This window comes from Paenibacillus sp. FSL E2-0190, assembly GCF_037992965.1.
In the GTDB taxonomy this organism is placed as follows: Bacteria; Bacillota; Bacilli; order Paenibacillales; family Paenibacillaceae; genus Paenibacillus_AQ; species Paenibacillus_AQ odorifer.
Map to the genome: position 1 here is coordinate 779,961 of NZ_CP150306.1, position 12,095 is coordinate 792,055.

Annotated in this window: 9 protein-coding genes and 1 pseudogene; 7 read left to right on the top strand and 3 right to left on the bottom strand. The window is 44.6% G+C overall.

Going from position 1 to position 12,095, the window contains the following annotated elements; translation table 11 throughout:
* Nucleotides 1-817 precede the first annotated feature (817 nt).
* Nucleotides 818-1,777: a magnesium/cobalt transporter CorA gene (gene corA, locus NST25_RS03395; protein WP_076136897.1), complete on the top strand. Its 960-nt coding sequence runs from the start codon at nt 818-820 to the stop codon at nt 1,775-1,777.
* An 82-nt stretch (nt 1,778-1,859) separates the two neighbouring features.
* Here the strand turns inward: corA and NST25_RS03400 are convergent, their stop codons facing one another.
* Nucleotides 1,860-2,420 (bottom strand): hypothetical protein, encoded by a 561-nt coding sequence (locus tag NST25_RS03400; RefSeq protein ID WP_038568686.1) that lies wholly within the window; start codon nt 2,418-2,420, stop codon nt 1,860-1,862.
* Between the two features lie 429 nt (nt 2,421-2,849).
* On the opposite strand from NST25_RS03400, the gene NST25_RS03405 reads away from it, so the two are divergent.
* The 4 genes from NST25_RS03405 to rlmD all read left to right on the top strand — a co-directional run bounded on the left by NST25_RS03405 (nt 2,850) and on the right by rlmD (nt 6,659).
* Complete coding sequence (locus NST25_RS03405) at nt 2,850-3,140, top strand: YerC/YecD family TrpR-related protein (protein WP_019913624.1); 291 nt, start codon at nt 2,850-2,852, stop codon at nt 3,138-3,140.
* 3 nt (nt 3,141-3,143) lie between these two features.
* Nucleotides 3,144-3,914 (top strand): CbiX/SirB N-terminal domain-containing protein, encoded by a 771-nt coding sequence (locus NST25_RS03410; RefSeq protein WP_339189474.1) that lies wholly within the window; start codon nt 3,144-3,146, stop codon nt 3,912-3,914.
* Between the two features lie 230 nt (nt 3,915-4,144).
* Nucleotides 4,145-5,035, top strand: coding sequence for a diacylglycerol kinase (locus NST25_RS03415; protein ID WP_036680719.1), 891 nt, complete (start codon nt 4,145-4,147; stop codon nt 5,033-5,035).
* Between the two features lie 64 nt (nt 5,036-5,099).
* Nucleotides 5,100-6,659, top strand: coding sequence for a 23S rRNA (uracil(1939)-C(5))-methyltransferase RlmD (gene rlmD, locus NST25_RS03420; RefSeq protein ID WP_340393311.1), 1,560 nt, complete (start codon nt 5,100-5,102; stop codon nt 6,657-6,659).
* Between the two features lie 8 nt (nt 6,660-6,667).
* On the opposite strand, the gene NST25_RS03425 is transcribed toward rlmD, so the two are convergent.
* On the bottom strand, nt 6,668-7,786 hold the full coding sequence (locus NST25_RS03425; protein ID WP_339189505.1) for a recombinase family protein: 1,119 nt from the start codon (nt 7,784-7,786) through the stop codon (nt 6,668-6,670).
* Between the two features lie 167 nt (nt 7,787-7,953).
* Here NST25_RS03425 and NST25_RS03430 point away from each other — a divergent pair, with 167 nt between their 5' ends.
* Both NST25_RS03430 and NST25_RS03435 read left to right on the top strand, forming a co-directional pair.
* Nucleotides 7,954-8,514 (top strand): hypothetical protein, encoded by a 561-nt coding sequence (locus NST25_RS03430; protein ID WP_339189507.1) that lies wholly within the window; start codon nt 7,954-7,956, stop codon nt 8,512-8,514.
* Nucleotides 8,515-8,657: 143 nt separating this feature from the next.
* A pseudogene (locus tag NST25_RS03435) lies at nt 8,658-10,014 on the top strand (IS3 family transposase).
* 172 nt (nt 10,015-10,186) lie between these two features.
* On the opposite strand, the gene NST25_RS03440 reads toward NST25_RS03435, so the two are convergent.
* Nucleotides 10,187-11,977 (bottom strand): flavocytochrome c, encoded by a 1,791-nt coding sequence (locus tag NST25_RS03440; protein ID WP_340393312.1) that lies wholly within the window; start codon nt 11,975-11,977, stop codon nt 10,187-10,189.
* Between the last annotated feature and the right edge of the window lie 118 nt (nt 11,978-12,095).

A 12,095-nucleotide genomic window follows, 5' to 3' on the forward strand; every position in this document is an offset into this window, starting at 1 on the left:
GCCCAAATTAAATCAGCACTGTCCAACTTGTCTCATTTCAGCAGAATCCAGCGCACCGAAGTCCAGCCCTGCACAAAGTAACCTAGCCCAATTTACCATATTTTAATGGAATCCAGTGCACCCTTAATCCAGTCCATCGTAACGTAACCTAGCCCAAATTAACTCAGCATAGTCCAACTTACCTCATTTCAGCAGAATCGAGCACATCGAAGTCCAGCCCTGCACAAAGTAACCTAACACAAATTAACTCAACAGCCTAACGTAATACATTTTAACGGAAACCAGCGCACCCAACCCAACCCAACCCTATTCTCTTTCCCCCTGCTTTTCTGCCGTCCATGAGCATCACTATATTCACAATTCCCACTTGCACTCAACTTTACAGTCAAGAATTGCATCCCTATCCCACGGTCACTACCAGCCCAAAGTAAACCATATGTTACTTACGTTAAATGAACGCGAGGCGATGAACTTAATCTTTTGCGAAATCAAGGTCAGTCTGCTTACGATCGAAGGGTTGTTTACCATTCCTAATGAGCACTTTTTCACCAACTAATTAGTAAAAATAGCGATAGTAATTCACAGCTATGAATTCATCTCACTCATAAACCCGATACCGATAGCAGAGAATAAGGACAGCTCGCCCCCAGCGCAACCAACCTTACACAAATGAATCGAGCATTAACGAACGACGAAGCACCAAATGTTTCTTAGTCTAGCTAGAGCGGTGCTGCTGGCTATGTTTTTTGCTTTTTGGAAGACTTGTCTTCTTGCTGTACAATAGAGGCGTGGAAGAAGATGAAGCGGAGGAACATTTATGATACGTACACTTGTTGTCACACATAAAGGTGAGGTGCTGACAGAGATCCCTCTGCAAAATATCCGGCTGGAGGATTATGCTTGGATATGGGCAGATTTTGCTACGCCTACGCCAGAAGAAACGCTTTTGCTGGATCAATATTTTCATTTTCACCCCTTGGCGATAGAGGACTGTATGCATGTATTGCAGCGGCCGAAGCTGGATCATTATGAGAATGTGCAGTTTTTTGTGCTGCATGCGCTGAATGAGCGGACGTTGGATGCTGAGGAGGTTGACCTATTTTTAAGCGCGAACTTTCTTGTCTCCTATCACCATCAGGAAAAAGCAGAGATGAATGAAGCGTGGGAACAGGTGAAGAGCGAAATACATAGTCGAAAAGGCTGGTCGGGTGGGCCGATGGCAGCTGCATATACGGTGATGGACAAGCTGGTGGACAAGTATTTTCCATGTCTCTACAGTTTAGAGGACGAGCTTGCGGATCTGGAGAGCAGCGGCAGCAGTGAGTCAGTTGAGGAATTGATGAGCCAGGTGTTTGGCGTGCGCGGAAGGCTGCTCAAAATGCGGCGGACGATTGTGCCGATGCGCGACTTGATGTACCGGATCGTGAATTCACAGCATGTCCAGAGCAATGGCGAGGAACGGATTTATTTTGGCGATATTTATGACCATCTGCTAAAACTCTCCGATATGATTGAGGCTGATCGGGAAATGACAGCGGATTTGCGTGACAGCTACATTTCACTCAATTCCAACCGGATGAATTCGATTATGAAAACACTAACGGTAATCACCACCGTATTCATGCCGCTGACGCTTATCGCCGGGATCTACGGGATGAACTTTGTGAAGATGCCTGAACTAGAGTGGAAGTATGGTTATTTTGGTGTGCTGCTGTTTATGCTGGTAGTTGGTTTTGGGATGTTCCGGTGGTTTCGACGGAGTGGCTGGTTTAAGTAAAAATAGAGCAGAAGCGCTAACAGCAAATCTCTTTCCTGCGAGAATTGCTGTTTTTCTGATACATAGCTAGAAAACGTCACCGCTATTTGCGGCGACGTTTTCCGGTGGAAGAAGTAGAGCGCCGGCGAGTAGTTGTAGTAGATTTGCGACGGGGTGAGGTGGAGCGCTTTTTTTTGCGGCGATTAGGACTGTACAGGGCAGCATCCTCTTCGGCGGCTAGTGCGCCTGCTGCGCCTTTGTTTTTACCGAAGCTACCCATGAACAGCTTAACCATTGGAGCCATCTGCTGGAAGCCGGACATCACCTTTTGTACTTTACCCATAGAGTTTACGATCCCGTCAATGCCGCCCATACGATCGATGATGCCTTTGATTTGCTCCATATTCCCACCAATTCCGCCACCGCCGCCTAAGCCGCTGAGCAGTCCGGCAAGCCCGCCGCTTGCCTTTGTTGCAGCTTCAGCTGCAGGGAGCGCTAGCGCAGTTTCGGTGGCAGCTTCTGCTCCTAAAGCAGGAAGGATTCCGGTCTCACCTGGGAGAGCTGAGGGCGCATATGAACTGAGGCCGGGGTAGGCAGAGGCATTATACGAATCGCTCAGTGAACGCTGATTCCGGCGGGAATGATTATAGTAATGATCAGGCATAATATCACATTCCTTTGTTAGTGGTCTGCTATACTGTATGTCATGGGCGAACATACGGTATAGACGAATGCCCGGGTAATAGGGATAGGAGCGGAAAAGGGCGTATGCCTATAAACAGGTTAAAGTAGTGAAGAAACCGTGTACGAGCTTGATTTTCGGCGCTTTTGTAGTACTATAGTGTAGGCGATAATTCTTATGTAGAGAAAAATACTTGTATTGGGGTACATAAATGGTGTGCGCGTGGGGTGGACGTTTGTCCATCATTTTCGTTCTTTACAGCGTGAAATCGTTAATGCTTGAAAAATGCGCTCCAGTGCAATATAGTAAAGGCAGGATAGTGACATTAGGTTGATGTTTCCGGAGCTAGTTTTGTACGGAGCTTAATCAGAGAAACTAATGCTGATAGAACTTTTAGGGGATGAAAAATTGATGCAACTTAAGAAGTTAAATGATAAAAGTATAGACCAATTATTTGAAGCCATTTTAACATTAAAGAATATGGAAGAATGTTATGTTTTCTTTGATGATTTGTGCACCGTGAACGAGATTCAATCGCTGTCGCAACGACTGGAAGTAGCACGTATGCTCGGCAAAGGCTCGACCTACAATCAGATCGAAGCAGAGACAGGAGCAAGTACAGCTACTATTTCCCGTGTAAAACGTTGCCTGAACTACGGAAATGATGGTTATAAATTAACGCTGGAACGTTTGGGACGCTAATTTATGGTACCGGGCGTACTTATTATCAGTCACGGCTCCCGCGACGAGGTTTGGGTGTCGATTGTGGAAGAGGCCGTAAGCGAATTATCGCTAGATGAAGAGATGCCAGTGGTGGTCTCTTTTTTAGAGCTGGTAGAGGGCCGTCTGATTCAAGATGGAATAAATGAACTGGAACATGCAGGGGTCACAGATATAATTGTGATCCCATTGTTCGTTTCCTCGGGAAGCACACATGTCGATGAAATAGAATATGCACTAGGGGCTAAACCTGAGCCTGAACGTGAGACCGACTTAGAGCCGTTCCACGTGAAGGCTAAGGTTCACTATGGTTATCCTGTCGACGATGACCCGGACATCGCTGTGATGATCTGGGACAAGCTCCGTAAGCTGTCTACGGAACCTGAACGTGAGACGATTCTGTTGGTAGGTCACGGCAGCATTTATGATGGCTTCCGCCAGCGTTGGCAGCAGGGCATCTCTTCACTGGCAGGACGTGTACGTGAGGTGAGCGGCGTAGCGGCGGCCGATTATGGTCTGCTGAATCCGGACAGTGTAAGAAGCAAAGTGGAGTATTGGCAGGAGCAGGGTCACGAGGTATTGGTGGCGCCGCTTTTTTTGAGTGAAGGTTATTTCACTAAACATGTGGTTCCGAACAGACTTAAAGGGTTAACCTATAAGTATTCTGGCCAGACGCTTTTGCCGCACCCGCTACTTGCGCATTGGATTGAGAGACAGGTAGAGACACTCCTCGAACAGATTCGAAAAAAGAGTTAAAAAGTTTCCTTTTTAGCCCACTTAATCATGAAAAATAGTGCCCATTTCCGTGGATAATACGGGATTTGCTGCATAGACATATATATAGTTATTTTTGCCTAATAAGGTGTCGTGAATTGTTGTATAATGGAATATTTACGATAAATGTCCTCTGACATTGATTGTAGTGGTCCGAATTAGGTATAATCAATTAGGTTATTCTATTATAAAAAACAGGTGGCGTTCCGGTAATGAAAACTGCGAGATTGATTTATAATCCCACTTCTGGACGGGAAGAAATGAAGAAGCGGCTCGCCGACATTTTGGACCGGCTGGATACGGGTGGCATTGAAGCCTCCTGCCATGCAACGACCGGAGAAGGCGATGCTATGTTAGCTGCTGCGGATGCAGTAGAGCGCGGTTATGATCTAATCATAGCAGCCGGTGGGGATGGCACTTTAAATGAGGTTATCAATGGTATGGCGGAGAAACCTAATCTCCCCCCGCTTGGCGTGTTGCCACTTGGGACTACCAATGATTTTGCACGTGCGATGGGGATCCCGAAGAATTGGGAAGATTCCGTTGATTTGATCCTTCGTCAAGAGTCGCGTCCGATTGATATCGGTAAAGCCAATGATCGTTATTTCATTAATATAGCAGGCGGTGGCAGTCTAACCGAACTGACCTATGAAGTTCCAAGTAAGCTGAAGACCATGATAGGGCAGCTTGCGTACTATTTAAAAGGTATTGAAAAAATGGTCAGCCTATCTCCTCAGGAACTAATCATTCGTGCCAATGGGCAGGAGGTTATTCATGATGAGTTTATGCTGTTCCTGATTGCAAATACGAATTCTGTTGGCGGCTTTGAAAAGCTTGCTCCCGGCGCTCGAATCGATGACGGTCTGTTAGATGTTATTGCGGTTAAAAAATGCAACTTGGCAGAGTTTGTCCGTTTGGTTAGATTGGCCCTTCGTGGCGAGCATTTGCAGGATAAAAAGGTTGTGTATTTCCGTACGGATGCAATGGATGTAATCTCTCCAGGGCATGTCCAATTGAACTTGGATGGAGAACTTGGCGGAGAGCTGCCGGGTCGTTTTCGGATTTTGCCGCAGCATCTGCGGATTTTTGCTCAGAATAATTAGGTTGATTGAAAGCAAGAGTGTGGGATTATACAGCGATGATAATGAAAGAAGTGAACTATAAATAATGAGTAAACACCGCAGTGGACGCAGCACCAGCCGCCCAGCCGGCAAGGCGCCTGTCGCCGGACTGCCTGTGAATAAAAATGATGAGGTTATGCTCGATATTATCGGCATGACCCATGAAGGTGAAGGGGTAGGCCGCGTAGAAGGCTTTACCCTTTTTGTGCAGGGAGCCCTTCCCGGAGAGAAAGTCCGGGCAAGGGTGCTCAAGACCAAAAAGCAGTATGGCTACGCCAAGCTGCTTAATATAGTAGAAGCGAGCAGCGCCCGCATCGCAGCGCCTTGCGAGATCTATGACCAATGCGGCGGCTGCCAGCTGCAGCATATGGACTACACCGCACAACTGGCGTGGAAACGGCAGCTGGTGGTGGACAACCTGGAGCGGATTGGGAAGCTCCGGGTGGATGGTGGCGGGAACAGCGGAAAGGGCAAAGAGAGTAATGCTGGTGGAAGTCAGACGGACAGTGCCAACGATGGTGGCATCGTGGATGGTGCGACTGATGGCGCTGGAGTAGCTCATACAGATGGCATTCTTGTTCGCCCTACACTCGGCATGGACGAGCCTTGGCGTTACCGCAACAAGGCTCAGGTACCAATTGGCGTAACCGAAGGTGGCCTTGTAGGCGGTTTTTACGCACGGGGAAGTCACCGTATCATCGATATGGAGACGTGCTTAATCCAGCATGAGGATAATGATGACGTTGTGCGCAAGGTGAAAGACATCGGCAGAGAACTTGGCATCTCTGCTTATAGTGAAGAAACCGGTCGTGGCCTGCTGCGCCATGTCGTCGTGAAGAAAGCTTTCCGCACCGGTGAAATGATGGTCGTCCTCGTAACCAACGGCCGCGACATCCCACACCTGGACGCCTGGCTCGGCAGCATCCGCGAACAGCTGCGGGATGTAGTCAGCATCTGCCAGAACGTCAACACTCAGCGTACGAATGTCATCTTCGGTGGCGAAACCCGCGTCCTGTGGGGCAGAGACGTCATCTATGACTACATCGGCGATGTACAGTTCGCTATCTCAGCGCGTTCGTTCTATCAAGTGAACCCGGCACAGACTGAGGTGTTGTACGGTAAAACCGTTGAATATGCCGGACTGACTGGCAATGAAACGGTTATCGATGCCTATTGCGGCATCGGTACGATCTCCCTTTTCCTGGCGCAGCATGCGGCTAAGGTATACGGTGTCGAAATTGTACCGGAAGCTATTGAGGATGCCCGGGCGAATGCGAAGTTAAATGAGATGAAGAATGTAGTGTTCGAGGTTGGTGCCTCTGAGGATGTCATTCCGAATTGGAAAGAGCAAGGGATTACGGCGGATGTTATCGTTGTCGATCCACCGCGTAAGGGTTGCGATCCGCGGTTGTTAGAGACGATTCTGGCTATGAAGCCGGAGCGTGTGGTGTATGTGTCGTGTAATCCATCGACACTGGCAAGAGACTTGCGGGTGCTCGAAGATGGCGGATACAAGACAGTGGAGGTAACTCCGGTGGACATGTTCCCGCATACGGTGCATGTGGAGTGTACAGTAAGACTTGAAAGAAAAGACACAGCCGATTAAACTGTATCTTAGTTCTGTGGAAGAGGGTTAGAGAGATTATAGTGAATTTTAATCTTTTCGCCCTCGAATACTTCAATTTTCTGTATTAACCTTTTTAGAACGTGTTTCACGACCTGTACATCGCTAATGTCGAGGGTCGAGAACCGTTCTATTTCTTTTTTGAAAACTTGTAATTGTTCGGTGAGGTCTTGCCTTGCTTCAAACAATACAATTAGTTCAGCTTTTCTATTCGATAATTCTTGTTGTTGCTTTACTATTCGTTCGTTTTGTTGCTTGAATTGCTCTGACGTAATCTTATCATCAACGTGTAGACTTAACAGCTTGTCAAAGCGTTTATCCATTTCGGCTAATTCTTTGTCAATACGCGCCAATTCCTTTTTGGTATTAGTGTGTACCGAATTAGCTTTTTCCTCGGCAATACCGTATAGCCTATCCATACTTACGTTATCCCTAACCAACGCCGCTAGGTCGTCCTTAACTGCTTGTAGTAATTCTTTTTCTGCGATAATATGCGACGAGCAGTAACTAGATGTATATTTAACGTATCCGCCGCAAACATACGCCCCTTTACGTCTATCGGGCTTGAAGTGCATTCCGCTACCACAAGCAGGACAAACAACGATATAGGAAAACAGGCTTTCTTTACCGTTGCTTTTATGCGTACCCTTCTTACGCATGAGTACTTGAATCGCTTCGAAATCTTCGTCAGACACTAATGCAGGATGAGTGTTTACGGTAATAATTTGCTTATCCGCTTCGACTTTTCTGCGAATTTTATATAGTTCCGATTCTGCAAGCGTTCCTGTCGTTTCTTCACGCCGATAAACAAGATTACCTAGATATACGGGATTGGATAAAATGCCCTTAATCGTGCTCTGTTGCCATTTGGTGCCTGCATTTGAAACACCCGCGCTAGCCCTTGGTGTCGGAATACTCCTACGCATTAGGACATTGCTTATCGTGAACATTCTCCGACCTTTGTGTAAGTATAACTCGAATATTTCTCGCACGATTGGGGCGGTATTCTCGTCAATTTCAAGGGCGTTTGTCGTCTCGTTGAACGTGTATCCGTATGGCGGAATTGAAACTCGACGTGTACCCTGTCTTGCACTAGATTGTAGTCCCAACTTTATACGTTCGGATAACTTAGCGTTCTCCTATAGATGTTCACGTTAAGCTAACTGGCAGGATTGTTGAATAAAGTTGGTAGCTTCTTCATATTACTTCCACAAACTTACAACTTTATAAGCGTATATATAGTCTAAAGCAATAATAACAAATACAGGAGGTATTTATGAGAAACAAAGCTATTAGCTCATGCCTTTTAATTTTTATGCTGATCTGTTCGGCTTGTTCTAATATCGAAGCTCTGCAGCGGGAAGGAATATCAACCTCAACCAACCAAGCAAAACAAAATAATGGAGAGTCTTCTAACGAGATTGTAAACAATCAAGATAGTTTAACATTGTTAAATATTGTGTTACCTAAAGATTGGAAGCTCGATAAAAGTGAAACTGTTGTATATAATTTTTTAGATGAAAACGACGAGAATAGAGGAACAGTTAGTGCAATTAACTACATGGATAACTTTAATTTTCTAACACAAATGCCTAATCATAGTAGTGTAACTAATGATGAATATATTGATCTACCTTTGGGTAAATCTAGATTAATTACATTAGATTCCGATAATGGTTCTGCTGCCTCGGGTATTACAGGAACACATGATATTTATTATGCATCACTACCTATAAAAGGAAAGGCTATTTATATGTTAAACTTCACAAAAAATGATAAGAAGCCTGAAACTAAAAGTCAATTTATAGAGATATTAAATAAGTTAAGTTTAAAGTAATTAGGCAAAAGAATTTATAGCTCAATCACAAATTAAAAAGAACTATTACGCTAATGGGACACGATAGTTCAAAATTGACCGCCTAATTATGAACTGCACCCCAATTGTTAGACATAACTAACATTTGGAGGTGCAGTTTTTTTATGACCAGGTACAGTACAGACGAAAAAATCCAAGCTATTATGCGTTATAAAAAGGGATCCGAGAGCTTAAAAACCATTGCAAAATCAATCGGGATTCACAATTCTGTCTTTTCAAACTGGATTAGTCAATATGAGCATCATGGTGAAGAAGCTTTTAAAAAGGGCTATACATCATATCCTGCACAGATTAAACTAGACGTACTTAATTATATGAACGAATTCGGGACGTCTGTTAGAGAAACGGCTGCGATATTTAATATTGCGAGTCATAGTACCATTTTAAGCTGGCATAGAAGCTTAGAGTTACATGGATGGACGCCCTACAACCAAAGAAGAAGGGGCGTCCATCCATGAAAAAAGAACCTAATAAACGAAAGATTCAAACGTAAAAAGAAGGGTCTGTTGAGGCATTACAAGCAGAGGTAGAGCGTTTGAGAATGGAAAATGCATATTTAAAAAAGTTGAATGCCTTAATTCAAAACAAGGAAAAATCACCAAACAAGACAAAGCACGAGTAGTCTATGAACTAAGGAACGAATTTTCGGTGAAAGCCCTCCTGCAGCTAGCAGATATCCCTCGTAGTACGTATTATTTCGTGGTAAAAACGTTTGGTATGCCCGATAGAGATAAGGAGCTAAAAGACGTTATTCAAGCGATTTACGAGGAGCATGAGGGTCGTTATGGTTATCGTCGTATTCGTGACGAGTTAGTGAATCGAGGACACCATGTGAATCATAAAAAGGTACAACGCTTGATGAAGGTATTGGGTTTAAAGTGTGTGGTACGTATGAAGAAATATCGTTCCTATAAAGGGACGATTGGCAAACTCGCACCGAACATATTAGAACGTAACTTCCACGCTGAGAATCCAAATGAGAAGTGGGTTACGGATATTACAGAGTTTAAATTATTTGGAGAAAAGCTGTACTTATCTCCAATTCTAGATCTATATAATGGTGAGATTATTACGTATACAATCGGTTCAAGGCCTGTCTACTCGCTTGTTTCAACGATGTTAGATCAAGCATTCCGTCGATTAACCGATGAAGATAACCTCCTTATTCATTCTGACCAAGGCTGGCACTATCAGATGAAGCAGTATCGTCATGCCCTTGAAGAACGAGATATCAAGCAAAGTATGTCCCGTAAAGGTAATTGCTACGACAACGCCGTCATTGAGAACTTCTTTGGTATCATGAAATCTGAATTTCTATATTTAAAGGAATTCGAAAGTATCACACATTTCAAACAAGAGCTATCAAAATACATCGATTATTACAACAACAAGCGAATTAAGGCAAAACTAAAAGGCCTGAGTCCGGTACAGTACCGAACTCAGGCCCAACAAGTCGCTTAATTATATACCTGTCTAACTTTAAGGGGTCACTTCATTCGCAATGTTGCGAACAGGGCGGTTTGCTATGTCATAGAGGGCAGCTTGAAAGTTAGCAGTCAACCGGCACTCTACAAGTTATCTTGCACGTTTTTAAGGCTAACTTATTAATAGAGCAGTTACACAAAAAATAAGATTACTCTGCTACAACTTGTTTGCCTGCAATCCGGCCGAATGTGAAGATATCAGCGATGGCATTACCGCCAAGACGGTTTGTACCATGAATGACCCCTGTTACTTCACCTGCAGCGAACAACCCAGGGATGACTTCGCCTTTTTCATTCAAAACGCGAGTCTTCTCGTCGATCACCAAGCCGCCCATTGTATGGTGAACGGAGGGTACAGCTTTTTCGATGTAGTAAGGGCCTTTTTCAAGAGATTTCAATCCACCGCGATGTTTGAAATCAAGGTCTTTACCTGTTTTCGCATAATCATTTACTTTATTAATCGTTTCTTTCAAAGTGTTCACGTCAATTTTAAAGAAATCAGCCGCCTCTTCAATCGTATCGGCTTTAAAGAGCAAGCCTTGTTTAACGAGTTGATCGTATTCGTCTTGATGAACTTCGATCGTTTTACCAATATCCTCAATGCCTTGATTCCATAATTGATACGTATATCCACCCGTTTGGGCAAGAATTGCTTTAGAAATAACGTCACGACGTTCTAATTCCTCAACGAAGCGCTTGCCTTCTTGGTTAATCAGGATCGCACCATCGAAGCGGGAGTCTGCAACCAGGGAAATAACACCTGTCTCAGGATTACAGATTGGATACGTTTGAATACTCTCCATGTTTGTCAGTTTGGCGCCAATCGTTTCTGCCATAACGATACCGTCACCTGTAGATCCTGGTGTATCGGTAGTCATATATTTTTCATCCATTGTAGGGTTATACTTCTTACGCATCTCTACATTGGATCCAAAACCACCGGTAGCGATGATGACGCCTTTGTTCGCATGGAATGTGATCTTGTCGCCAGTACCCGAAGTCGCAGTTACACCTGTTACTTTGCCGCTTTCGTCCTTCAGCAAGGTTTCGGCTTTCATATTCGTTTTGATCGTGATTTGATCAGCGTCTGTTTTGGCTTTTAACTTAGTAATCAATTCAACACCTGTATGACCTACAGGAATCAACGCACGTTTTCTGGAATGGCCACCAAATTGGAACAGATGATCAGGTAAGAACTCTACCTTGATATCATCGCGCAGCCATTCGGCAGATGCTAGAGCATTGTCGGCAAGAATACGAACCATCTTTGGATCCCCGAGGTTGTCTCCGCCTTTCATCGTATCATTATAGAACAAGTCAGCCGTGTCATCTGTGATGCCAAGAGCACGTTCAACCCAGTTGTCAGGCGCATTCATCTCACCACCGGAAATCAATGTGTTGCCGCCAACAGCTGGCATTTTCTCGAGCAGAACTACATTAGCTCCAGCGCTCTTCGCTTCGATAGCCGCACTAAAGCCAGCACCCCCGGCACCGATGACGACAACATCATAGGTTTGCTCGACTTCTTCTTTGTCTTTGCTTCCACTGACTGCAGCGCCAGCGACAAGGGTAAGTCCAGACTTCGTAATTGCATCTTGAATGGCTTCGAGATATCCTTTGCTTGTAACTGTAGATCCGCTAATGGCATCAACTTTTGCGCTGTTAGTTGCCATGGCCTCTTGCTTGAGCTGCGTATAAACAGGTTCTGCAAGTACTTCATTTTCCTTATGCTCTGTCACTTTAATGTCAGTGATCTTGTTATCTAATAAGGAGACTTGTACTTTAATATCGCCATGTTTACCTTGCCCAACTCCTTCAAAGACTTGAACTCCGTTTGCATCTGCAGCGGGTTCTGCATCTTTACTGCCGCAAGCAGCAAGCGTGAACATAAGACTGAGGACTAGTAGAATAGATAACAGCTTTTTCGTGTGAGTTCGCATAATATCTCCTTCATTCTGTTGTGAATTGGTTACATACACTAGGGAGAGGAAGATTTGCTAGGCAAATCCTTTATCTCTAGCCTAGACATGAATGTTATTTCATGTGAAAATATGCACA